Source organism: Streptococcus sp. CL6.22 (genome assembly GCF_049738055.1).
In the GTDB taxonomy this organism is placed as follows: domain Bacteria; phylum Bacillota; class Bacilli; order Lactobacillales; family Streptococcaceae; genus Streptococcus; species Streptococcus mitis_DJ.
Genome location: NZ_JBKOTV010000006.1, coordinates 16,516 through 41,730 on the forward strand (window position 1 = coordinate 16,516; position 25,215 = coordinate 41,730).

General features: G+C 39.2%; 20 protein-coding genes. 18 read left to right on the top strand and 2 right to left on the bottom strand.

Annotated elements, in window-relative coordinates:
- Positions 1 to 111: 111 nt before the first annotated feature.
- The 11 genes from purH (at position 112) to purB (ending at position 12,744) form a co-directional block, all read left to right on the top strand.
- The gene (gene purH / locus ACLNCW_RS03930; RefSeq protein WP_261101715.1) at positions 112 to 1,659 is read left to right on the top strand and encodes a bifunctional phosphoribosylaminoimidazolecarboxamide formyltransferase/IMP cyclohydrolase; all 1,548 of its coding nucleotides are present in this window, start codon (positions 112 to 114) and stop codon (positions 1,657 to 1,659) included.
- A 318-nt stretch (positions 1,660 to 1,977) separates the two neighbouring features.
- Complete coding sequence (locus tag ACLNCW_RS03935; RefSeq protein ID WP_261101714.1) at positions 1,978 to 2,133, top strand: DUF6290 family protein; 156 nt, start codon at positions 1,978 to 1,980, stop codon at positions 2,131 to 2,133.
- 592 nt (positions 2,134 to 2,725) lie between these two features.
- Entirely contained in the window at positions 2,726 to 4,102 is a 1,377-nt protein-coding gene (locus ACLNCW_RS03940) for an Eco57I restriction-modification methylase domain-containing protein (RefSeq protein WP_261101713.1), read from the top strand.
- 20 nt (positions 4,103 to 4,122) lie between these two features.
- Entirely contained in the window at positions 4,123 to 6,711 is a 2,589-nt protein-coding gene (locus ACLNCW_RS03945; RefSeq protein ID WP_261101712.1) for an ATP-binding protein, read from the top strand.
- Positions 6,712 to 6,713: 2 nt separating this feature from the next.
- Positions 6,714 to 7,355 (top strand): hypothetical protein, encoded by a 642-nt coding sequence (locus ACLNCW_RS03950; RefSeq protein ID WP_261101711.1) that lies wholly within the window; start codon positions 6,714 to 6,716, stop codon positions 7,353 to 7,355.
- A gap of 5 nt (positions 7,356 to 7,360) precedes the next feature.
- The gene (locus ACLNCW_RS03955; RefSeq protein ID WP_261101710.1) at positions 7,361 to 7,978 is read left to right on the top strand and encodes an HNH endonuclease; all 618 of its coding nucleotides are present in this window, start codon (positions 7,361 to 7,363) and stop codon (positions 7,976 to 7,978) included.
- Positions 7,979 to 8,233: 255 nt separating this feature from the next.
- On the top strand, positions 8,234 to 9,499 hold the full coding sequence (purD, locus tag ACLNCW_RS03960) for a phosphoribosylamine--glycine ligase (protein ID WP_261101709.1): 1,266 nt from the start codon (positions 8,234 to 8,236) through the stop codon (positions 9,497 to 9,499).
- Between the two features lie 76 nt (positions 9,500 to 9,575).
- The gene (gene purE / locus ACLNCW_RS03965; RefSeq protein WP_004257917.1) at positions 9,576 to 10,067 is read left to right on the top strand and encodes a 5-(carboxyamino)imidazole ribonucleotide mutase; all 492 of its coding nucleotides are present in this window, start codon (positions 9,576 to 9,578) and stop codon (positions 10,065 to 10,067) included.
- A complete protein-coding gene (purK, locus tag ACLNCW_RS03970) occupies positions 10,054 to 11,145 on the top strand; it encodes a 5-(carboxyamino)imidazole ribonucleotide synthase (protein ID WP_261101708.1) in 1,092 nt (363 codons plus the stop codon). Before purE ends, purK begins: the two co-directional genes overlap by 14 nt.
- Before the next feature lie 9 nt (positions 11,146 to 11,154).
- The gene (locus ACLNCW_RS03975; RefSeq protein ID WP_064275776.1) at positions 11,155 to 11,382 is read left to right on the top strand and encodes a hypothetical protein; all 228 of its coding nucleotides are present in this window, start codon (positions 11,155 to 11,157) and stop codon (positions 11,380 to 11,382) included.
- A gap of 63 nt (positions 11,383 to 11,445) precedes the next feature.
- Positions 11,446 to 12,744: an adenylosuccinate lyase gene (purB, locus tag ACLNCW_RS03980; protein ID WP_000610725.1), complete on the top strand. Its 1,299-nt coding sequence runs from the start codon at positions 11,446 to 11,448 to the stop codon at positions 12,742 to 12,744.
- A 179-nt stretch (positions 12,745 to 12,923) separates the two neighbouring features.
- Here the strand turns inward: purB and ACLNCW_RS03985 are convergent, their stop codons facing one another.
- Both ACLNCW_RS03985 and ACLNCW_RS03990 read right to left on the bottom strand, forming a co-directional pair.
- Positions 12,924 to 16,964 carry a family 20 glycosylhydrolase gene (locus ACLNCW_RS03985; protein WP_261069780.1) on the bottom strand — a complete coding sequence of 1,347 codons (4,041 nt, stop codon included), beginning with the start codon at positions 16,962 to 16,964 and terminating at the stop codon, positions 12,924 to 12,926.
- A gap of 312 nt (positions 16,965 to 17,276) precedes the next feature.
- Positions 17,277 to 17,993: a GntR family transcriptional regulator gene (locus ACLNCW_RS03990; protein ID WP_031237756.1), complete on the bottom strand. Its 717-nt coding sequence runs from the start codon at positions 17,991 to 17,993 to the stop codon at positions 17,277 to 17,279.
- Positions 17,994 to 18,311: 318 nt separating this feature from the next.
- On the opposite strand from ACLNCW_RS03990, the gene ACLNCW_RS03995 reads away from it, so the two are divergent.
- The 7 genes from ACLNCW_RS03995 (at position 18,312) to ACLNCW_RS04025 (ending at position 25,140) form a co-directional block, all read left to right on the top strand.
- On the top strand, positions 18,312 to 20,099 hold the full coding sequence (locus tag ACLNCW_RS03995) for a glycoside hydrolase family 35 protein (protein ID WP_424845396.1): 1,788 nt from the start codon (positions 18,312 to 18,314) through the stop codon (positions 20,097 to 20,099).
- On the top strand, positions 20,096 to 20,572 hold the full coding sequence (locus ACLNCW_RS04000) for a PTS sugar transporter subunit IIB (protein ID WP_000156971.1): 477 nt from the start codon (positions 20,096 to 20,098) through the stop codon (positions 20,570 to 20,572). Before ACLNCW_RS03995 ends, ACLNCW_RS04000 begins: the two co-directional genes overlap by 4 nt.
- Positions 20,573 to 20,598: 26 nt before the next feature.
- On the top strand, positions 20,599 to 21,504 hold the full coding sequence (locus tag ACLNCW_RS04005) for a PTS mannose/fructose/sorbose/N-acetylgalactosamine transporter subunit IIC (RefSeq protein ID WP_424845397.1): 906 nt from the start codon (positions 20,599 to 20,601) through the stop codon (positions 21,502 to 21,504).
- Positions 21,491 to 22,312, top strand: a complete 822-nt coding sequence (locus ACLNCW_RS04010) for a PTS system mannose/fructose/sorbose family transporter subunit IID (RefSeq protein ID WP_424845398.1) — start codon at positions 21,491 to 21,493, stop codon at positions 22,310 to 22,312. The genes ACLNCW_RS04005 and ACLNCW_RS04010 overlap by 14 nt, the downstream gene beginning before the upstream one ends.
- A gap of 3 nt (positions 22,313 to 22,315) precedes the next feature.
- Positions 22,316 to 22,720, top strand: a complete 405-nt coding sequence (locus ACLNCW_RS04015) for a PTS sugar transporter subunit IIA (protein ID WP_050240676.1) — start codon at positions 22,316 to 22,318, stop codon at positions 22,718 to 22,720.
- Positions 22,721 to 22,819: 99 nt separating this feature from the next.
- Complete coding sequence (locus ACLNCW_RS04020) at positions 22,820 to 23,986, top strand: SIS domain-containing protein (protein WP_424845399.1); 1,167 nt, start codon at positions 22,820 to 22,822, stop codon at positions 23,984 to 23,986.
- Between the two features lie 116 nt (positions 23,987 to 24,102).
- Positions 24,103 to 25,140 (top strand): aldose epimerase family protein, encoded by a 1,038-nt coding sequence (locus ACLNCW_RS04025; protein WP_424845400.1) that lies wholly within the window; start codon positions 24,103 to 24,105, stop codon positions 25,138 to 25,140.
- Positions 25,141 to 25,215 lie beyond the last annotated feature (75 nt).

Below are 25,215 nucleotides of genomic sequence, written 5' to 3' on the forward strand. Positions count from 1 at the left end.
TTGGGGGAGATTTTTACTGACAGTAATTTTGGGAGTCTTGGTAATCGTCTCCCTACACTTTATGAATCGAAAAATTCGTAGGTAGAGAGTTTGAAAATGAAAGGAAAAAACATGACTAAACGCGCCTTAATCAGCGTCTCAGACAAAGTGGGCATTGTTGAATTTGCCCAAGAACTTAAAAAACTTGGTTGGGAGATTATCTCGACTGGTGGAACCAAGGTTGCCCTTGATAATGCTGGGGTGGAGACCATTGCCATCGATGATGTGACTGGTTTTCCAGAGATGATGGACGGTCGTGTCAAGACCCTTCATCCAAATATCCACGGTGGGCTTCTCGCTCGTCGTGACTTGGATAGCCACTTGGAAGCGGCTAAGGATAATCATATCGAATTGATCGACCTTGTTGTGGTCAACCTTTACCCATTTAAGGAAACCATCCTCAAACCAGACGTGACTTATGCTGATGCGGTGGAGAACATCGATATCGGCGGGCCATCTATGCTTCGTTCAGCAGCTAAAAATCACGCTAGCGTAACAGTTGTGGTAGACCCTGCTGACTATACAGTGGTTTTGGACGAGTTGTCAGCCAATGGTGAAACGACTTACGAAACCCGTCAACGTTTGGCAGCCAAGGTTTTCCGTCACACAGCAGCTTACGATGCCTTGATTGCAGAATACTTCACAGCTCAAGTGGGTGAAAGTAAGCCAGAAAAACTGACCTTGACTTATGACCTTAAACAAGCTATGCGTTACGGTGAGAACCCTCAACAAGACGCGGATTTCTACCAAAAAGCCTTGCCGACAGATTACTCCATTGCTTCAGCTAAACAGCTTAACGGGAAAGAATTGTCATTCAACAATATCCGCGATGCGGATGCTGCCATTCGTATTATCCGTGACTTCAAAGACCGTCCAACCGTTGTGGCTCTCAAACACATGAACCCATGTGGAATCGGTCAGGCTGATGACATCGAGACTGCTTGGGACTACGCTTATGAGTCTGACCCAGTGTCTATCTTTGGTGGGATCGTCGTTCTCAACCGTGAGGTGGATGCTGCGACAGCTGAGAAGATGCATGGTGTCTTCCTCGAAATCATCATCGCACCAAGCTATACGGATGAGGCGCTAGCTATTTTGACCAACAAAAAGAAAAACTTGCGTATCCTTGCCTTGCCATTTGATGCTCAAGAGGCTAGCGAAGTGGAAGCAGAATACACAGGTGTAGTCGGTGGACTCCTCGTTCAAAACCAAGACGTGATCAAAGAAAGCCCAGCCGATTGGCAAGTGGTAACCAAACGCCAACCAACTGAGACAGAAGCGACTGCCCTTGAGTTTGCTTGGAAAGCTATCAAGTATGTCAAATCAAATGGAATCATCGTGACTAATAATCACATGACACTTGGTATTGGCCCAGGTCAAACCAATCGTGTGGCTTCAGTTCGTATTGCCATTGACCAAGCCAAAGACCGCCTTGACGGCGCTGTGCTTGCTTCGGATGCCTTCTTCCCATTTGCGGATAATGTGGAAGAAATCGCCAAAGCAGGTATCAGGGCCATCATCCAGCCGGGTGGATCCGTCCGTGACCAAGAATCTATCGAAGCTGCGGATAAATATGGCTTGACTATGGTCTTCACAGGCGTGAGACATTTTAGACATTAACCTTTGAAACAATGGAGTGTGGTTGGGAAAAAAGTCTATGAAATCAGGAAAACGCATAGTATCAGATGTTGAAAAAACATGGAACTATGCGTTTTGTTGTAGAAAGATTTACTTCATTTTCTACGAAGATTGAGTTTTTCCCCAACCTCGTTTTTTGAGGATAATTTAGTAGAAAAGTTAATTTTTACAAAATTAAAAGAGAAGTTTATAATGAGACTAAAATACGATATATTCTAGAAGAATAAAGGATATAATAATCTTTATGAATTAATGATTAAGATAGTGATTTAATAAAAAATCTATATTCAGTTACAAGGTTTGACTATTTCAGGGCTTGCTAGACAATCCATATTAGAAAAAAATGAAGGCGAATATGATTTACAGATTTTACGTCAAGCAATAGCAAAAGATGATGGTAGGAAAATCTCGCATGAGGATGTGATGAATGATTTTGGACTATTAGTTATCAAGTAACTTATACGTAATAAGTTCTCAAACAACTTAAAAAATTAGACGCCTTTACTTTCTTAATCGTCTTTAATGGATTGGTACAAATTTAATGAATATAGCCAATCCTCGTCAACACGGAAAAGAATTAACATCTGAATGTTTGGGAGATTAACACTATCATGTTGGAGATTATCGAATTCTCGCCGATATCAAAGAAGATGAAATAGTGATAGAAGTTCTTACTATAGGCAATAGAAGAGCTATTTATTTTATATTGTAGTCACAGTTTCTTTTAAAGTTTTAAGGATTAGTTTTGAATCTAGGATTTCAAAATTCTATATAGTTATGGAGAAACTTATTTTGAGGTGATAATCAAGTAAATCTATCTATATTAAAAAGTACAATCTCAAGTTTTTTAATACTTAAATTGTCAAATTAAGTTAGGTTTTTCAAGTAACTCAAAAAAACTTGCTATATTCCCGAATGACTTCAATATATAGAAGTCATTTTTTACAAATTTATTAAGCTGTTTTATATGAAAAATATTTCATATACGTTTTAAATAGGATACAAGCCTTGTTTTTTGGTATAATTAAAGAAAAAAGAAATGAAGATCATGAAAAAATTTCAAGTTTTTACTCCTTCTCAGTATGTTGAACAGATGTTAGATAGCGTTGATTATCAAGGTGATATAATCCTAAAAAAATATTTTCTTGAAAATTCGGTTGGTGAAGGGAATATACTATTAATAGCTGTAGAAAGATATATACAGTCAGCGCAAAGCGCAGATATTTCTCCAAGAGAACTGAAGAAAGATTTAGAACAATATTTTATTGGCTATGAGGTAGATCAGTCTGTAATCGATTCTTGTATATCTACTTTAAATAATCTAGTATTAAAATATGGATTGAGAGATGTAAAGTGGGATATTCGAAATGAGGATTATCTCAAATCTATTTCAGAAGTTCAGGCTGATTATATTGTAGGTAATCCACCCTATATTACTTATCAAGAGCTTTTACTAGATCAAAGACAATATTTAAAATCAAATTTTTTTGCTTGTAAAATAGGAAAATTTGATTATTGTTATGCTTTTATTGAAAAGAGTATGAGAGATTTATCGAAAAAATCTGGGAAGATGGCTTACCTAATTCCAAATAGTATTTTTAAAAATGTATTTGCTCAAAACTTGAGAGATATGATAGTTCCCAATATTAAAAATATTATCGATTATAAGCACACGCATATTTTTGGGAATGTTTTGACATCATCTGCGATTATTGTTATTGATAATAATAACATAAATAATAAAGTTTTCTATAATGACATAGATAATAATGAAAGTTTCAAAATAGATAAAAAATTTTTAAGTGGTAAATGGTATTTTGGAGTTGATTCAAGAGAATATGAATCAGATTTCAAGTTCGGAGATTTATTCAAAGTAGCGAACAGTGTTGCAACTTTATTAAACAGAGTGTTTGTGATATCCGATGATTTGAATGTTGAAGATGGAGTCGTTAGACCAGCAGCTAGTCCAAGGCGACTATCTAAAGGACTTGATGAAAGAATAATTTTTCCGTATGCTTATGTTGAAGGTCAGTTAAAGAGATATTCTGTTGAGGAATTTAAAAAAAACTTCCCTAAAGCTTTTGGCTATCTGAAAGATAATATGAGTGCTTTGAAAAAGAGGAAATCAGATGGGAGATGGTTTGAATATGGAAGAAGTCAAGGTCTTCATTTTTTAAATCAGAGAAAATTAATGATTTCATCAGTGATAACAGAAAAGGTAAATGTTTATGATTTGGATGAAAGAACGATTCCTTATTCTGGTTTTTATATTATTCCGAAAGGAGACAGAACATTAGAATTTGCTAAACAAATTTTGGAGTCAGAAGAATTTTATAAGTATTTAGAAACTAGAGCAATTAATGCAAGTGGAAAATCACTTAGAATTTCTGTAAATGACATAAAGAATTATCCAGTAAACCTGTAGTGACTATCAAGGAGTGTAGTATGGTTAAAGAGGTTGCATTTAGTGTTAGTGCAAAAGCTGCTCGGTTAATAGGGCGAGAAAATATAACAGATGTTAGTGGCGCTTTGACAGAATTAGTGAAAAATTCGTATGATGCTGATGCGGAATCAGTATTAATCAATTACGATATACCTTTTCCTATTATTGAAGAAGGACAAGATATTAGTGATAATATCAATGTTCTATCTGCTGAAGACTTTGAATTTTTGAATAGTGAATATATAGAAAATAAAAACTCATCCACTAAAATACGTATTTTCTCTAATGAAAATATTGAATTAGGTTCTAATGAAGAAAATAAAAAAATTAAATTAGAAACTGTTAAGGAAGTTCTTTCTAAATATAATCATATTTATATTGTTGATAATGGAACGGGAATGACTGAAGAAATTCTTTCTACAGTTTGGATGAATATAGGGACCAGCGATAAAGAGAAAAATACAACTAGTAAAAAAGGTAGGCAGAAAACAGGAGCAAAGGGGATTGGCAGGTTTGCTCTTGATAAGTTATCTACTGCTACTGAAGTCTATACTCGTCAAATAGATAATTCGCTTTATAGATGGAGATTAAATTGGGAATTGTTTGAAAAGGCTGAACTTATTGATGATGTGAAGGCAGAATTAGAAATTATTGATGACAAGACTATGGCTCAGATTTCAGAAATGTTTATCAAGTCGAATGAGAATGAATTTATTGATTTTGAAAATAATTCTGGAACCATAATTCATTTGAATCCGATTAGAGATAATTGGTTTAATAGAGATTTTCGGAAAGTAAACAAAAATTTAAAAAGTATTAATCCACTGACTAGTACAGATCGTTTTGAAGTAAATGTGTTGAACAATTATGACCATAGTCTGGATTTTAAAGCTTCCCAAGACCGTTTTGATAGAAAAAGATATGATTATAGAGTAAAGGCTGAGGTAAAGAATGGGGAGCTCAGTTTACTTTTTGATAGAAATGAGCTTGATTTGTCATTGAAAATCATTGAAGTAACTAAAGGAGGTGAGAGTTTTTCTATAGATCTAGATTCTGAATTTTGGAGCGACAGTGCTTTTCAAAAGGAATTAACAAATAAGTCTAGCTTTGATAGTAGCATAGAATATTCGTTTAAAATTTCAGATATCATAGATTCTAATGATTTCTCTATTAGAGATATTGAAAGTATTGGTGATTTTACTACAGAACTCTTCTTTCTAAAGAGCGCAGCAAGTTCTATACCTATTTTGAAAAGGTTTAATGCTACTGAAAGAAAAAAGTGGTCTGAAAATTTTTCGGGTATAAAAATATATAGAGATAACTTTAAAGTACGCCCGTATGGAGATGATGGCAGATATTTTGATTGGCTGAGTCTGTCAGAGAGACAACAGAAGAATCCAGGTGCACCAACTAATAAAGCTCCTTGGAGGGTTTTGCCGTATCAAATTTTTGGAGAAGTACTAATTTCTAGAGAAGGAAATCCAAATCTAACAGATAGTGCCAATCGAGAAAGTCTAGTAGAAAACAGAGAATATTCTCTACTAAGAGAAATATTATTATTTATTATTGAACAATTTGAAGCAGATAGACAATATCCATTGCAAGTATTAGGGAATCTGATTGATCGCCGCTATGAGAAAATTCGTTCAGAAAAGAAAAAAAAATTTATGAAAGATATCAAAAGAAATTTATCGGAAGGGAAAGGGTCCGTTCCTGAAGATAGGTCTAGTGATACTGAAACTTCTTTTGATAGTAAAAATAATTCAGAAGATAAGTTTAATACTGAATTTAAAGATAGCGATATAGAGCAGGCCTTAGACAGAATTACTGGTGAATTTGAACAGAGTGAAATAATGAATATACTTATGTCATTGAGTTCATCCGGAGTAATGGCTTCAACTTTTGCTCATGAGATAAACGGAGTTGCAACTGATTTAGCTACTCGTAATGATCACTTAAAGATGTGCATAGAATCAATATTACCTGAGAGTGATTATAGTGGTAAAAATTTTTTGAACCCATATAAGTTGTTGAAAAACTATTCTGTAACTGATAGGTTATTGGCTGCATGGTTATCAGTGATTATTACACCTCTTGAGAAAGAGTCAAGAGAAAATACTATTTTTAGCTTTGATTACGAGTTACGCCATATAATACAATTGTGGAAACCATTACTAGATTCTAAATTTATATCAATATATGAGGATTTTGCTGAATCAAAAATTTCTCTCGACAATTTTAATCAATTAGATTTATTTTTAATTTTAAATAATTTTATTTTAAATTCAGCTTATTATTTGGAAGAGAAGGACTCTGGTGAAAGGCGAATAAATATTTCTCTTGTTGAAACACAAAATTTAATAATTCTTGAACTTTCAAATAATGGTAAAGAATTATCTGAGAGATATAAAACAAATCCTAACTATATTTTAAAACCAGGTATTACTACGAAGCCTGAAAATGAAGGAACTGGATTAGGTTTGTGGATTTTAAATGAAGCAGTGGAAAGAAATGGTGGCAGGACAGAAGTAATCGCGGATTTTGAAGGTTTCAAAATTAAGATAATATTTAGTAAACAAAAGGAGTTATAGTGGTGATAAATATTGGAATTGTTGAAGATAAGGAGTCTGAGCTTGATAATATAAAGAGGACTTTTTATAGTTTTTATAAAGAAAATTGTGATTTTCAAGATTATATCATTGATGAATATGGGGAAAAAGAAGAATTAGTTAATAAAATTTTAGATGATATCCTAAATACTAGGATTGATGTATTAGTGGTAGACTATCTTATTTCTAGAGAAGGTTTTAAGATTGTGGGAAATGAAGTATATGAGTCAGTAAAAAAACATATTCAAAATTTCCCCGTTATCATTCTTACACAATACGTTGACGATTCTCAAAAAAGTGAAATCATAGATCCAGATAAGGTTTATAGGAAAAGTATTTTTTTTGATATAAATACTCAAGAATCAAAGGATTCATTGAAGAACATAGATATAAGTATAAGAAACTTTCAAAAACAAAAAGAAGAAATTGAGCAAAAAATTTTGGACGAGCAACAAAAGATTAAGGATAGAGAGATCGATCCATCAGTTCTTATTAATCTATCTGAATTGGAGCTTAACTTAAATAAATATATAGTTTCTGATAGCGCAACTGAACTAGATAAATTGTTTGATACTAGCCAGTTAGAATGTGCAGTAAAACTTATAAAGGATCTAGGAGAATTGTAATATTTATGGAAAAGATTGGAGAATTTCGGCATCATAAAATTATACGGACTTGTCAGAAAAAATATAAAAATTATAAAAGTTATAAAAAAAATTTAAAAAAAGATTTCGAGAGTAAGTGTGCTTATTGTAATGTTTCAGACGAGCAAATTACGACCCCATTTGAAGTAGACCATTTTGTACCAAGTAAGATTTGTGAAGAATATAATAGGTGTGATTTGATTACTGATTACAGTAATCTGATATACTCTTGCAAGAAGTGTAATTTAGCTAAGAGCGATTTGTATAATGGAAGCAGAATCCCGGAAGAACTGTCTAATGATAGATTTTATAATCCTGTAGATGTTGATTATAATAATATATTTTATAGAAATATTATCGGTGGTATTGATTCGCAAGATATAAAAGGTCGAAATATGATTGTTGATTTGAAACTTTACCGAGTTTTTCATAATTATGCTTGGATTTCAGAAGAACTGCTTAGAGTACGTTCTGAAATCGATGCTAAAATTGATAAAATTCCAGCTGAAGATGAAAAGCGAATGAAATTATTGGAAGTTCATAGAATCATAACTAATGAAGCTATAAAGTATAAGGAATTGTTTCAAAAAGTTTACAATAAGTGATTATTATCGAGGCTGGGACAAAAAGATTTTGATTTTAGGAATTCTTTATTATGAAATTTTAAAATCGACATATTAGACAATAAAGCGAACAAAACAGAATTCTGAGGGTCATATAACTCGTTTTGTTCGTTTTTTATATTTAAGGTTAGACTTTTGTTTCAGATTCTTTTTTGCTTAAAAATATTTAATAAAACAAGATTAAAACGAACGTTTGTGATATAATATTAGTAAATAATTCGCAAAAGAGGTTGAGAAATGAAACTGCTTGTTGTCGGTTCGGGTGGTCGTGAACATGCGATTGCTAAGAAGTTGCTTGAGTCAAAAGACGTTGAAAAAGTATTTGTAGCTCCTGGGAATGATGGGATGACTCTTGATAGTTTGGAATTGGTAAATATCTCTATTTCCGAACATTCTAAGTTAATTGACTTTGCAAAGGCCAACGATATTGCTTGGACCTTTATCGGTCCAGATGATGCCCTTGCTGCTGGTATTGTGGATGATTTTAACCAAGCTGGGCTTAAGGCCTTTGGTCCGACAAGATTGGCAGCAGAGCTGGAGTGGTCCAAAGATTTTGCTAAGGAAATCATGGTCAAATACGGCGTTCCGACAGCAGCCTATGGCACATTCTCAGATTTCGAGGAAGCCAAGGCCTATATCGAAAAGCATGGTGCGCCTATCGTAGTCAAGGCGGATGGCTTGGCGCTTGGGAAGGGTGTCGTCGTTGCTGAGACGGTTGAGCAAGCGGTCGAAGCCACTCATGAGATGCTTTTGGACAATAAATTTGGTGATTCAGGTGCGCGTGTGGTTATCGAGGAATTCCTTGAAGGAGAGGAATTTTCACTCTTTGCCTTTGTCAATGGGGACAAATTCTACATCATGCCAACGGCTCAGGACCACAAACGTGCCTACGATGGCGATAAGGGGCCTAACACTGGTGGGATGGGTGCCTATGCGCCAGTTCCTCACTTGCCACAGAGCGTGGTTGACACAGCGGTCGAGACTATTGTCAAGCCAGTTCTTGAAGGGATGATCAAAGAAGGTCGTCCGTATCTTGGTGTCCTTTACGCAGGGCTTATTCTGACAGCTGATGGACCTAAGGTTATCGAGTTTAATGCTCGCTTTGGAGATCCTGAAACTCAGATTATTCTACCTCGATTAACCTCTGATTTTGCCCAAAATATTACAGATATTCTGGATGGCAAGGAGCCAAACATTACCTGGACGGACAAGGGTGTGACTCTGGGTGTGGTTGTCGCATCCAAGGGTTACCCGCTAGACTATGAAAAAGGTGTCAAGTTGCCAGCCAAGACAGAAGGTGATATCATCACTTACTATGCAGGGGCTAAGTTTTTGGAAAATAGCAGAGCACTGCTCTCAAACGGCGGACGTGTCTATATGCTCGTCACCACAGCAGATACTGTCAAAGAAACTCAAGACACCATCTACCAAGAACTCGCTCAACAAAAAACAGAAGGCCTCTTTTACCGAACAGATATTGGAAGTAAGGCTATAAAAGATTAACAGATACTAACTTTGTCATGGCGAGCAAGAGCGAGCCAAAGTAAGACCATTATTAAAAAAGAAGAAAAGGAAAATTATGACCAAACCAATTATTTCCATCATCATGGGCTCAAAATCCGACTGGGCAACCATGCAAAAAACCGCCGAAGTTCTAGACCGCTTCGGTGTAGCCTACGAAAAGAAAGTTGTTTCTGCCCACCGTACACCAGACCTCATGTTCAAGCATGCAGAAGAGGCCCGTAGCCGTGGCATCAAGGTCATCATCGCAGGTGCAGGTGGCGCAGCCCATTTGCCAGGGATGGTAGCAGCGAAAACAACCCTTCCTGTCATCGGGGTACCTGTCAAATCGCGTGCCCTTAGTGGCGTGGATTCACTCTATTCCATCGTTCAGATGCCAGGTGGAGTACCAGTCGCAACTATGGCTATCGGTGAAGCAGGTGCGACCAATGCGGCTCTCTTCGCCCTTCGTCTCCTCTCAGTAGAGGATCAGTCTATCGCGACAGCATTGGCAGATTTCGCAGAAGAACAAGGAAAAATCGCAGAGGAGTCGTCAAATGAGCTCATCTAAAACAATCGGAATTATCGGTGGCGGCCAGCTGGGTCAAATGATGGCCATTTCTGCTATCTACATGGGCCACAAGGTTATCGCGCTGGATCCTGCGGCTGATTGTCCTGCCTCTCGCGTGGCGGAAATCATTGTGGCGCCTTATAATGACGTGGCTGCTCTGCGTCAGTTGGCTGAGCGTTGCGATGTCCTAACTTATGAATTTGAGAATGTAGATGCTGACGGTTTGGATGCGGTTATCAAAGAAGGTCAGCTTCCTCAAGGGACAGACCTGCTTCGCATCTCCCAAAATCGCATCTTTGAAAAGGACTTTCTCTCAAACAAGGCCCAAGTCACTGTGGCACCCTACAAGGTTGTGACTTCAAGCCAAGATTTGGCGGAGATTGACTTGTCCAAAAACTATGTCCTCAAGACTGCGACTGGTGGCTACGATGGGCATGGGCAAAAGGTCATTCGCTCAGAAGCAGATTTGGCAGAAGCCTATGCGTTAGCTGACTCAGCAGCCTGCGTTTTAGAGGAATTCGTCAATTTCGACCTTGAAATTTCTGTCATTGTGTCAGGAAATGGCAAGGACGTGACAGCTTTCCCGGTTCAGGAAAATATCCACCGAAACAACATTCTTTCAAAAACCATTGTGCCAGCCCGCATTTCAGAAAGTCTAGCAGCCAAAGCAAAAACCATGGCAGTGCGAATTGCTGAACAGCTTAATTTGTCTGGAACTCTTTGCGTGGAAATGTTTGCGACGGCTGACGACATCATTGTCAACGAGATTGCCCCACGACCACACAATTCAGGGCATTATTCGATTGAAGCTTGTGACTTCTCCCAGTTTGATACCCATATCTTGGGCATTCTCGGAGCACCATTGCCAGCAATTCACCTGCATGCACCTGCTGTTATGCTCAATGTCCTCGGCCAGCATGTCGAGGCTGCTGAGCAATATGTGACAGAAAATCCAAGCGCCCACCTCCACATGTATGGTAAAATAGAAGCGAAGCACAACCGCAAGATGGGACATGTGACTTTGTTTAGTGATGTGCCAGATGAGGTTGAGGAGTTAGGGAAAGGGATTGATTTTTAGGACAAGTCTATGATACAAATAATCGTTAACGCTTTTGTTGAAAAGGATAAGACTGGAGCAGTTGTCGAAGTCTTGTATGCTAGCAGTGATCATGAAAAGGTGAAGGCTAAATATGAAGAGCTAATTGCTCAATATCCTGAAAACTATTTAGCAATTTATGATTTACCATTGGATACCGATCTCAATGAATTACTACACTATCCATCTGTGTTTATAGGAAAAGAGGAGTTTGAGTAGAAATCTTGGTTTACCTAGATAGCTTATTCCCAACAGCTTAAGAAGAAAGGAAAAATGAACAACATGATCAACCGTTACTCTCGCCCTGAGATGGCGAACATTTGGAGTGAAGAAAATAAATACCGTGCTTGGCTTGAGGTGGAAATCTTGGCTGACGAGGCATGGGCTGAGTTGGGAGAAATCCCTAAGGAAGATGTGGCTTTAATTCGCGAAAAAGCGGACTTTGATATCGACCGTATTTTGGAGATTGAGCAGGAAACTCGTCACGATGTGGTTGCCTTCACACGTGCGGTTTCTGAAACGCTTGGCGAAGAGCGCAAGTGGGTTCATTACGGTTTGACATCAACTGACGTGGTGGATACGGCTTACGGTTACCTCTACAAGCAGGCCAACGACATCATCCGTCGTGACCTTGAAAATTTCACCAACATCATCGCTGATAAGGCTAAGGAGCACAAGTTTACCATCATGATGGGTCGTACCCACGGTGTGCACGCTGAACCTACAACCTTTGGTCTGAAATTGGCAACTTGGTATAGCGAAATGAAGCGCAATATCGAGCGTTTCGAGCATGCAGCTGCTGGTGTAGAAGCTGGTAAAATCTCTGGTGCGGTTGGGAACTTTGCCAACATCCCACCATTTGTGGAGCAATACGTCTGCGACAAGCTTGGTATCCGTGCTCAAGAAATCTCTACACAGGTGCTTCCTCGTGATCTTCATGCTGAGTACTTTGCAGTTCTTGCCAGCATCGCGACTTCTATCGAACGTATGGCGACTGAGATTCGCGGTTTGCAAAAGTCTGAACAACGTGAAGTGGAAGAATTCTTTGCTAAAGGGCAAAAAGGGTCTTCAGCAATGCCTCACAAACGCAACCCGATAGGTTCTGAAAATATGACAGGTCTTGCGCGTGTTATCCGTGGTCACATGATTACAGCCTATGAAAACGTTGCTCTCTGGCACGAACGCGACATTTCCCACTCATCAGCTGAGCGTATCATCACACCAGATACAACTATTTTGATTGATTACATGCTCAACCGTTTTGGAAATATCGTTAAGAACTTGACCGTCTTCCCAGAAAACATGATCCGCAACATGAACTCAACCTTCGGTCTAATCTTTAGCCAACGTGCCATGTTGACCTTGATTGAAAAAGGCATGACCCGCGAACAAGCCTATGACTTGGTACAACCAAAAACAGCCTACTCTTGGGACAATCAAGTAGACTTTAAACCACTTCTTGAGGCAGATCCAGAAGTGACATCACGCCTCACACAAGAAGAAATCGATGAAATCTTCAACCCTCTTTACTACACTAAACGAGTGGATGATATCTTTGAACGTCTTGGATTAGGTGATTAATTATAAAAAAGAGGCTGGGCATCCAGTCTCTTTAAAATCAGAAAAACGCATATTATCAGGTGTTGACATACCTTGATAATATGCGTTTCATTTTGGAAAGATTTATTTCTTTTTCTTCTGAACTTGAGTTTTATACTCAGTTCTCATTAGGTTTTTGGATATAAATCTTTCATTTTATCTTATTGAATCCATTCGCCATCGGCATTTACAGCGTAGCCATTAATTGTTGTGTTAACAGCTAAGGCTCCTGAAGGGTATGAATAATACCATTTATCTCCAACTTGGAACCAACCAGTTTTCATTGTACCTGAATTGTCAAGATAATACCATGTATCTCCTTGGTTGACCCAGCCGGTTTGCATGGCACCTGAGTCGTTGAGATAGTACCATGATCCACCTTGATCGATCCAACCAGTTTGCATAGCACCTGAGTTATCAAGATAATACCATGTACCATTTACTTTCTGCCAACCAGTTTGCATAACACCAGTCTCATCTAGGTAGTACCATGCTCCGTCTTTAACCCAACCGGTCTTCACTTTATCTGCATGATCATAGTAATACCATTTACTTTCAATTAATTTCCATCCTGGCTTACTATTTTTACCATCTGCTAATTGATGAGTGACTCCGTTAGCAGAGTTAGATTCAGCTTTAGGTCCACTTTCAACAACTACTTTGAAAGGAGTTTCTGTTCGTCTAGGCTCTTCCTTAGGAATGTCGAGTCTAGGTTTTTCTTCTGCGATTGGAGCAAGGCCGTTTTCATCGCCGACATGTGTAATTGGTGCTCCGAATTCCACAATTTGATCGACAGGGTCTTTGGTTACTTGACTATCTAGAACGGTTTCGCTAGTCTTTCCATTTTCAGTAAGAACAGATACGTAAGAAGTGCGTTCACCTAGAACTCCAGCTTTGACAACTTTTTCTTGACCTGCTGGGAGGTTCGTATTTTCTTTTCGAATGACTTTAAATGGAATGCTTTCTGTCTTCACAACTAGTTCAGGTTTAGTTTCAACATTAGCAGCTAGTTCATTTTCATCTAGGCTTCCTGAATGAGTTGCAGCTGGTTTGAGGCCTTGCAGAGCAGCTTTGAGCTTACCTACTAGTGCGTCTAGTTCAGCTTGTTTGCTGCGGTTGAGGTTAAGGTTTAGTCCATCTTTTGCTGCCTTGAGTGCTGCTAGGCTTTCTGTGCTGTATCCGTCTAAGTTTGTAGGGATTTTAGCTAATTCTTCGCGAAGAGCATTATAATTAGCTCGGAAGTAGTCTTTGTTGTGGTCAGCAAAGGCAGTCATGAGTTCAAAGATTTCCTCTTCCTTGTACTCAGCGCTTGGTCTATCTGCCCAGATTGAAAGCATACTTCCAACTGTTGGAAGGTCAACTTCAGGATATTTGGTAGAAGCTAGTTGATTGAATGGTGTTTTTCCAGTATTCTCAATAGCTTTTTTGAGGAAACCACCACCATCTTCTGGTTTTTGTCCGAGAATGTAGTACCAGTCACCGTTGGTATTCAAGAACTTATAACCCTTGCTTGCTAGATATTGAGGTGAAGCAAGGTTGTAGCCCCACCAGCCTTTAGACCAGTAAGAAATCAAGACATCCTTATCGAATTCAGCATCATCCTTGTCTTCATAGTAGAAGCCATCGTTGAAGGCCATTGGTTGTAGCCCTCTTTCTTTGGCCATAGCAGCAAGGCTGTTAGAATAGTCTGCGAACTTGTTATAGAGTCCATACCATTTGAGGTAGTACCAACCTTGGGCGTTGGTCGCATCATTGGCATATTCATCTGTACCATAGTTGAAAATCTTTGATTTATCAGCAAAGTAATCCATATACTTACCGATAAGGGCTTTGGTAAAGTTAAGGGCTTCTTGATTTTCAAGGTCCATCGTGGTTTTTGAAACTTTATCAAAGTTGGCTTGAGGATTCGCGATGCCAAGTTTTTCCATGGCAACAAGCATAGCATCCATATGTCCTGGGCTATTAATAGCTGGTATCAGACCAATACCTTTTTCCTTAGCGTATTTGGCAAGTTCTGTCACTTCTGCCTGTGTCAGTGCAGTACCGTTTGGATCGTCATAGTAAGCTTTAGTTCCTTCGATAATAGCTTTTTTAACGTCATCACTAGCATAGGTTTTTCCGTTGGCAGTAATGGTCATATCATCGAGTAGGAAGCGAAGGCCATCATTTCCTAGAAGGAGATGGGCATCAGAGTAGCCGAGCTCGCTCGCCTTGTCTACGATGCGTTTGAGTTGATCTAGAGAGAAGTATTTGCGACCTGCATCGATGGAAATGACTTTATTCTTATTCAGTTTTTCAAGTTCGCGTTTAGCATCCTCTTCTTTTTGTGCTTCTGGAGTTAAAGCCAAGTTTTTAATAGCATCTTGAAGGCTTGCGATGGCTTGATCAATCGTATCCTGTTGAGCACGACTGAGGTTGCTATCGAGTGAACGGATGGTTTTTTCAGCTTCTTTGACAGCAGCAAAACTTTCAGCAGTATAGCGGTTAGGGTCTTTTGGTATAGTTTCTAGTGCTTTTTCTGCAGGTTGATAGTTGGCTGCGAAGTATTCAGCGTTGGCATTTGCAAAATGACGCATGAGTTTGAAGAGGCGAGATGGCGAATAACGTGCAGATGGGGTATCGGCCCAAGCAGCTACCATACCACCGATGATTGGGACATCAGCTCCTTCTGTTTTTGGTACAGAAGTAATTGGTGTGTTTTTAATACCATTGAGCCCCTGATCGAGATTGTACCAACCTTGGCCATCAGCGTTTCGTCCAAGAACGTAGTACCAAGCATCGTTGGTATTCAGGATTTGGTGACCTTTTTCAGCTAGTAGTTTAGAAGAAGCAACGTCGTAGCCCCCCCAACCACCAGTCCACATAGAAACGATGATGTCTTTGTCAAAACTACCAAAGCTTGTGTCGCTATTGTAGTAGATACCGTCGTTAAAGGCCATTGGTTTGAGACCGTGAGATTTTACAATACGAGCGAGGTCATTAGCGTAAAAGATGAATTTTTCATATCCTTTTTCAGGGTAGCCTTCATTTGGATAATATTTATCAGCTTGAAGCACACTCCAACCTTTAGCATTTGTCGCATCATTGGCATATTCATCCAAACCAATATTGAAGATTTCAGATTTCTTAGAGAAGTAGTTAGCGTATTTGTCAATCAGCGTTTTTGTAAAATCGACTGCTTGTTTATTATTTAGGTCAACAGTTCGTTCAGATTTTGTACCAAAATAATCAAAGTTAGGATTTTCAATACCAAGTTCTTTCATAGCATGGAGAATAGCATCCATATGTCCAGGACTATTGACAGTTGGAATCACTCCAATTCCCTTATCTTTGGCATAATTAATCAAATCTGTCATCTGACTTTCAGTGAGATGGTTGCCATTTGGATCGTCGTAATAAGCATTGGTTCCATTTTCAATGGCACGTTTGACATCATCACTTGAGTAGGTCTTATCGCCTACTTTCATAGACATATCATCCAGCATGAAACGGAGACCATCGTTCCCTACCAAGAGATGAAGATCTGTGTAACCATATTCTTTCGCTTTATCGATGATTTCCTTGAGCTGCTCAGGTGAGAAATATTTACGTCCAGCATCAATTGAAACGATTTTTCGTTTAGCTAATTTTTCATTTTCAGTTGCAGCACGTTCCTTCCCTGCCTCTGTTGCTGGTTTGTCAGCCTCTGCTTTTGGTTCATCTTTCTTAGCATCTTTTTCAGCTGGTTTATCCTTGTCAGCTTCTGGTTTATCAGTCTTATCTGTATCCGACTCTTTAGAATTAGCCTCTTTCGGAACTTCCTTTTTAGGGCTAGTTTCCTCTGCCTTTTTATCGGTAGTTTCTTTTTCAGCAGAAGTTGGAGTTACCACTTCTTCTTTATCACTAGGAGTTGAACTAACTTCCTCTTGTGGTTTTTCTTTTGTTTTTGGAAGACTAGCTACCGTATCAGTAGTCGGAGTTTCCGTTTCTACAGTTTTTGGAGCTTCTGGTTGAAGCTCTGCTTTAGGTGTTTCCTCAGTCCGATTTTCGGATGGTTGAGGGGAATCGGAAACCGTATGGATGGTCGGTTGGTTTTCCGTAGTAGTAGGAGTAACTCCATCGGCTGCAACAGCCTGTGCTTGGAAGGCAAATCCAATTAGAACAGAAGCTGCTCCTACAGCGTATTTACGAATGGAAAAACGTTGTTGTTTTTCTTGTTTCATTGCAAAACCTCCTGATTGTATTTTATATTGATAGCGTTTACATAAAACAACACCCTTATTTTATTTCTTATATTAATAAGAGTCAAGAGGAGGTGATAAAAAACTATAATAAGTATAAAAAAATATAAAATTTAAGCTTAAGATTTCAGATTGGTTGTAAAAGAAACATATATATATTTAGTAGAAATTTTTTAGCCCTATTTCTATAAAATACTCTACAAACTATAGAATCTACTATAAAAGGTAAGCGCTACCTTTTTGGTATGGTATAATAAGCATAGAAAAAGCCCAAGCAAGGCTTAGGCTTTCTTCTTAGTGATCACGGTCACATGAAATGAATTTGATTTTGTAGTAATCTGCGCGTTTATATGTTTCGCTGTATGCGAGAACTTGACCAGTAGACTCTAGTTTAGTAGTCTTGGTTTGTAAAACGGTTGGGAATTGTTCATCGACTCCGAGGACCGAAGCCGCATGTTCTGGAGTTGGAAATGCTATTTCATTGATTTCTTCAAAATGTTCATCATTCATGTGAATGTGGTAATCCAATTTGAAACGGTTATAGATAGAGCTATAATATTCAAGATTTGGATAATTTGCGTTGATGTATTGTTCTGGAATGTAAGATGTATGGTAGATGTACACAACACCACCCGTTTCGCGAACGCGTTCAATCTTGTAGTAGAACTGATCTCCGCGTAGTCCAAGTTTTTCTAAGTAGCTTAGTTTGTTTCCACGCTCAATAGAAAGGACGGTAACTTTATCATCTTTAGTTTCAAAAACTTCTACATCTGAAAACTCTACGAGTTTGTGTTTGCGTGCGCGTGAAACGAATGTACCCTTTCCTTGTTGACGGACAATATAGCCATCCTTGGCAAGGTCGTTTAAAGCGCGAACAACTGTGATAGAACTCACATCATACATTGCAATCAATTCAGCTTCAGTGTAGAATTTATCTCCACTGGCAAATTGACCAGAAATGATTTTGTTCTTTAACTCATCTTTAATATATTGATACTTTGGAATTGCCATATTTTCACCTCGATTTTCCTTCTCCGTTAAAGATTTTACCATAAAACTGGAAAGAATAGTAGCCTTTTGAATAAAAAAATTAGAATAATAGGCTATAAGGTTAATTTACATAGGAATAAATAGAAAAACCTACATTTTTATACATGGTGCTAAAATGTTGTTATGACTATAGATTACAAGATTTTTATAAGTTTTTTGTGTAAAATTTAGTGAAAAATGAAAAAAATTGTGAAAACCTATTGACAAATGTAAGATATTGAGATATATTTACTATATCAACAAATGAAAGCGTAAACTTTATTGTCAGAAGGTAAGAATATGACACGATTTGAGATACGGGATGATTTTTATCTCGATGGAAAATCATTTAAGATTTTATCTGGCGCCATTCATTATTTTAGGGTTCCTCCAGAAGATTGGTATCATTCGCTCTATAACTTGAAGGCTCTTGGTTTTAATACAGTAGAGACTTATGTGGCCTGGAATTTACACGAGCCTCGTGAGGGTGAGTTTCACTTTGAAGGAGCTCTGGATTTGGAGCGATTTCTTCAGACAGCACAAGATTTGGGTCTCTACGCTATCGTTCGTCCGTCACCCTTCATCTGTGCGGAGTGGGAATTCGGTGGCTTACCAGCTTGGCTTTTAACCAAAGATATGAGGCTTCGTTCCTCAGATCCTGCTTATATTGAAGCTGTCGGTCGCTACTATGACCAGCTCTTGTCACGGTTGGTGCCACATTTGTTGGACAATGGTGGCAATATCCTTATGATGCAGGTTGAAAATGAGTATGGTTCTTATGGCGAAGATAAGGCTTACCTAAGAGCAATTCGACAGTTGATGGAAGAACGTGGCGTAACCTGTCCCCTCTTTACATCAGATGGTCCCTGGAGAGCTACTTTGAAAGCTGGAACCTTAATCGAAGATGACCTCTTTGTGACAGGGAACTTTGGTTCTAAGGCACCTTATAACTTTTCACAGATGCAGGAATTCTTTGATGAGCATGGCAAGAAATGGCCGCTCATGTGTATGGAGTTCTGGGACGGCTGGTTCAATCGTTGGAAAGAACCGATTATCACACGGGATCCAAAAGAGTTGGCAGATGCAGTTCGAGAAGTTTTGGAACAAGGCTCTATCAATCTTTACATGTTCCACGGTGGTACAAACTTTGGCTTCATGAATGGTTGCTCAGCTCGAGGGACTTTGGACCTGCCACAAGTTACATCTTATGATTACGATGCCCTTCTAGATGAGGAAGGAAATCCAACTGCCAAATATCTGGCAGTCAAGAAGATGATGGCAACACATTTTCCAGAGTATCCGCAGTTGGAGCCACTCTACAAAGAGAGTATGGAGTTGGATGCTATTCCACTAGTTGAAAAAGTTTCCTTGTTTGAAACCTTGGATAGCTTGTCAAGTCCAGTAGAAAGCCTCTATCCTAAAAAGATGGAGGAGTTGGGACAAAGCTATGGCTATCTACTTTATCGAACAGAAACAAACTGGGATGCAGAAGAAGAAAGACTTCGTATCATTGACGGTCGAGATAGGGCTCAGCTTTATGTCGATGGTCAGTGGGTTGAAACCCAATATCAGACAGAGATTGGGGAAGATATTTTTTATCAAGGTGAAAAGAAAGCGCTATCTAGGCTAGATATCTTGGTAGAAAATATGGGGCGTGTCAACTATGGACATAAGTTCTTAGCTGATACACAACGTAAAGGAATCCGAACAGGTGTCTGCAAGGATTTACACTTCTTACTTAATTGGAAACAATATCCACTACCACTGGATAATCCTGAGAAAATTGATTTTTCAAAAGGATGGACAGAAGGACAACCAGCCTTTTACGCTTATGACTTTACAGTCCAAGAGCCAAAAGATACTTACCTAGACTTGTCTGAGTTTGGTAAGGGAGTTGCCTTTGTCAATGGGCGTCACCTAGGACGTTTTTGGAACGTCGGCCCAACACTCTCGCTTTATATCCCTCATTGTTATCTCAAGGAAGGTGCTAATCGTATCATTATCTTTGAAACAGAGGGTGAATATAAAGAAGAGATTCATTTAACTCGTAAACCTACACTAAAACACATAAAGGGGGAAAATTTATGACAATTGTAGGATGCCGTATCGATGGACGTTTGATCCACGGACAAGTAGCCAATCTTTGGGCTGGAAAACTAAATGTTTCACGTATTATGGTTGTAGATGACGAAGTTGTCAACAACGACGTTGAAAAGAGTGGTTTGAAACTTGCGACACCACCAGGTGTGAAATTAAGTATTTTACCAATTGAAAAAGCGGCAGCGAATATTCTTGCTGGTAAATACGATAGCCAACGTCTCTTTATCGTGGCTCGTAAACCAGACCGCTTCCTTGGTTTGGTAGAAGCAGGTGTACCACTTGAAACCCTTAATGTTGGGAATATGTCTCAAACACCAGAAACTCGCGCCATCACACGTTCTATCAACGTAGTGGACAAGGATGTGGAAGACTTCCACAAACTGGCAGAAAAAGGTGTTAAACTTACTGCTCAAATGGTTCCAAATGATCCAGTTTCAGACTTTTTGAGCTTATTAAAATAGGAAAAAATTTTTAGGAGGTCATTGTTATGATACAATGGTGGCAAATTTTACTTCTCACTTTGTACTCAGCTTATCAAATCTGTGATGAGTTGACGATCGTTTCATCTGCAGGTTCCCCTGTATTTGCTGGTTTCATTACTGGTTTAATCATGGGAGATGTGACAACTGGTTTGTTTATCGGTGGTAGCTTGCAGTTGTTCGTTCTTGGGGTAGGTACCTTCGGTGGTGCTTCTCGTATCGACGCAACTTCTGGTGCGGTTCTTGCGACAGCTTTCTCAGTTTCACAAGGTATAGAAACAGACCTTGCGATCACTACAATCGCTGTACCAGTAGCAGCACTTTTGACTTACTTCGACGTACTTGGTCGTATGACTACTACATTCTTCGCACACCGTATTGATGCTGCGATCGAACGCTTTGACTATAAAGCAATCGAACGTAACTACCTTCTTGGTGCGCTTCCATGGGCCGCTTCTCGTGCTCTTCCAGTATTCTTCGCCCTAGCTTTCGGTGGAGAATTCGTACAAGGTGTTGTAAACCTTGTTAAAGAATATCAATGGGTTGCAGACGGTTTGACTCTTGCAGGTCGTATGCTTCCAGGTCTTGGATTCGCTATCTTGCTTCGTTACCTTCCAGTTAAACGTAACCTTCACTACCTTGCTATGGGATTCGGTTTGACAGCTATGTTGACTGTTCTTTACTCAAACGTAACAAGTCTTGGTGGAGCAGTTGCTGGAATCATTGGCACTCTTCCTGCTGAAGTTGCTGAAAAAATTGGCTTTGTTAACAACTTCAAAGGATTGTCTATGATCGGTATCTCTATCGTAGGTATCTTCCTTGCGGTTGTTCACTTCAAGAACAGCCAAAAAGTTGCTGTAGCAGCACCTTCTACACCATCAGAAAGTGGGGAAATTGAAGATGACGAATTCTAATTACAAATTAACAAAAGAAGATTTTAATCAAATTAACAAACGTAGCTTGTTCACTTTCCAATTGGGATGGAACTACGAACGTATGCAAGCATCAGGTTACCTTTACATGATCTTGCCACAATTGCGTAAAATGTATGGAGATGGAACTCCTGAGTTGAAAGAAATGATGAAAGTTCATACTCAATTCTTCAACACTTCACCATTCTTCCACACAATTATCGCTGGTTTTGACCTTGCTATGGAAGAAAAAGATGGCGTTGGTTCAAAAGATGCGGTTAACGGTATCAAGACAGGTTTGATGGGACCATTCGCTCCTCTTGGAGATACTATCTTTGGTTCACTTGTACCTGCGATCATGGGATCTATCGCAGCAACTATGGCGATCGCTGGCCAACCATGGGGTATCTTCCTTTGGATCGCAGTTGCAGTAGCGTATGACATTTTCCGTTGGAAACAGTTGGAATTTGCATACAAAGAAGGGGTTAACCTTATCAACAACATGCAAAGTACCTTGACAGCTTTGATTGATGCTGCATCTGTACTTGGTGTCTTCATGATGGGTGCTCTTGTAGCAACAATGATTAACTTTGAAGTTTCTTATAAATTGCCAATCGGTGAAAAAATGATTGACTTCCAAGACATCTTGAACTCAATCTTCCCACGCTTGCTTCCAGCAATCTTTACTGCCTTTATCTTCTGGTTGCTTGGTAAGAAAGGTATGACCTCTACTAAAGCTATCGGTATCATTATCGCTCTTGCAGTAGGTCTTTCATTCATCGGTAAATTCTTGCTTGGAATGGGCGTATAATTTATGACGAAATCATTAATTTTGGTGAGTCATGGTCGTTTCTGTGAAGAACTTAAAGGTAGCACTGAAATGATCATGGGTCCACAAGACAATATTTATACAGTAGCTCTTCTTCCAGAAGATGGCCCAGAAGATTTTACTGCAAAATTTGAAGCTGCTATTGAAGGATTGGATGATTTCCTAGTCTTTGCGGATCTTCTCGGTGGAACACCATGTAATGTGGTAAGCCGTTTGATCATGGAAGGTCGTGATATTGACCTTTACGCAGGGATGAATCTTCCAATGGTGATTGAATTTATCAATGCTAGCCTTACAGGTGCAGATGCGGACTATAAGAGCCGTGCTGCAGAAAGCATTGTGAAAGTTAATGACCTGTTAGCTGGCTTCGATGATGACGAAGATGAATAAGATGTGACAACGTGAAAATCGTTAGAGCATTTTATATAGAATATACATGGGAATGGGACTTACTCCCATTCCCATATTTAATAGAAAAAGAGGAAATCAATGTTACATTATACAAAAGAAGACTTGATCGAATTGGGTGCAGAAATCACTACACGTGAAATCTACCAACAGCCAGATGTATGGAAAGAAGCTTTTGAATCTTATCAAGCAAAACGTGAAGAAATTGCAGCATTCCTACAAGGGATTGCTGATAAACATAACTATATCAAGGTTATCTTGACAGGTGCTGGGACTTCTGCTTATGTGGGAGACACCTTGGTACCTTACTTTAAGGAAGTCTATGACGAACGCAAATGGAATTTCAATGCTATTGCGACAACAGATATCGTTGCCAATCCAGAAACTTATTTGAAAAAAGATGTGGCAACTGTCCTTGTATCCTTTGCTCGTAGTGGGAACTCGCCTGAAAGTGTGGCGACTGTTGATTTGGCCAAAGCTTTGGTGGATGAGCTTTATCAAGTGACGATTACTTGTGCAGCAGATGGTAAATTGGCTCTTCAAGCTCATGGCGATGACCACAATCTCTTGCTTTTGCAACCAGCTGCTTCTAATGATGCTGGATTTGCTATGACTTCTAGCTTTACGTCTATGATGTTGACAGCTCTCTTGGTCTTTGATCCTACAGAATTTGCTGTTAAAGCTGAACGTTTTGAAGTTGTATCTAGTCTTGCCCGTAAAATTCTAGACAATGCAGAAGATGTCAAAGAACTTGTTGACCTAGACTTTAACCGTGTCATCTATCTAGGCGCTGGTCCTTTCTTTGGCCTTGCTCATGAAGCTCAGCTCAAGATTTTGGAATTGACAGCTGGCCAAGTGGCGACCATGTATGAAAGCCCAGTCGGATTCCGTCACGGTCCAAAATCTCTTATCAACGAAGATACAGTTGTTTTGGTCTTTGGTACAACGACAGACTACACTCGCAAGTACGACTTGGACTTGGTTCGTGAAGTTGCTGGTGACCAGATTGCTCGCCGTGTTGTGCTTTTAAGTGATCAAGCCTTTGGTCTTGAAAATGTCAAAGAAGTGGCCCTTGGTTGTGGCGGTGTCTTGAATGATATTTACCGTGTCTTCCCTTACATCGTTTATGCCCAACTCTTTGCCCTATTGACTTCACTCAAGGTAGAAAATAAACCAGATACACCGTCTCCTACAGGTACAGTAAACCGTGTGGTACAAGGTGTTATCATCCACGAATATCAAAAGTGATACTGCGTTTATAGATTCTTGATAAAGGGGTTTGTAAATCATACAAGTAAACCATAGATTGTCAGTAGGCTTTCTATGGTTTGTTTGCTTGAGAGAAATAGTAAAAGGAGAAGAGAATGAAAGCATACACAGAGCGTGTATTTGGAAATGTTGAGGGCAAGGATGTCTTGGCCTATCGATTTGAGACAGACGGTGGCTACCAACTTGAGGTTATGACTTATGGTGCGACCATCTTGCGCTATGTCACGCCTGACAAAGATGGAAATTTTGCCAATGTAATCTTGGGATTTGATGACTTTGATAGCTATGTAGGCAATAGTCCTAAGCATGGAGCGAGCGTAGGTCCTGTAGCGGGTCGTATTGCAGGTGCGACATTTGAGCTCAATGGCAAGATCTATGATCTTGAAGTCAACAATGCTAGCAACTGTAATCACAGTGGTTCAACTGGTTGGGATTCGAGCTTGTTTGAACTAGTTGAAGTGAGCGATCATGGCTTGACCCTCTACACAGAGCGTACAGATGGGACAGGAGGATTTCCTGGAAATCTCAAGATTTGGATCAGTTACCACTTAGAAGAAACTGGTGCCTATGAAATCAGCTACAAGGTAACGACCGATCAAGATACGCTGGTCAATCCAACCAATCACAGCTATTTCAACTTGTCTGGTGATTTCACGCAGACGATTGACCGCCATGTCTTTCAACTAAATACTGAGGGCATTTATCCAATCGCTCCTGACGGTGTTCCAGCCAAAACTCCAGACGCTACTCGTGATGTGGTCAAACACATCTACAATGGTGCTTTGCTCAAGGATATCTTTGCAGAAGAAGATGAGCAAATTCAGCTGGTGTCTGGTTTAGACCACCCCTTTGCCCTTCCTGCAAGTCATGACAATGCTGGTTTCCTTTATGACCAAAACTCAGGTCGCTTCTTGCTTTTCAAGACAGAGGCTCCGTGTTTTGTGGTCTACACAGCAAACTTTGTGGATGAAAGTGTCATCATAGGAGGTCAACCAATGGTGCAGCACAATGGGATTGCCCTTGAAGCGCAAGCTCTACCAGATGCCATTCACAGTGACCTCAAAGACCAAGTCATTCTCAAAGCAGGGCAAACCTTCACCAGTAAGACACGTTATGAGCTTGTTGTGAAATAAAAGGATAGGAATTTCTACTTTTGGGGTGAATAGTATTTGCCTTATAACATTAGTAGAAACGGGCAAAGAATGGGA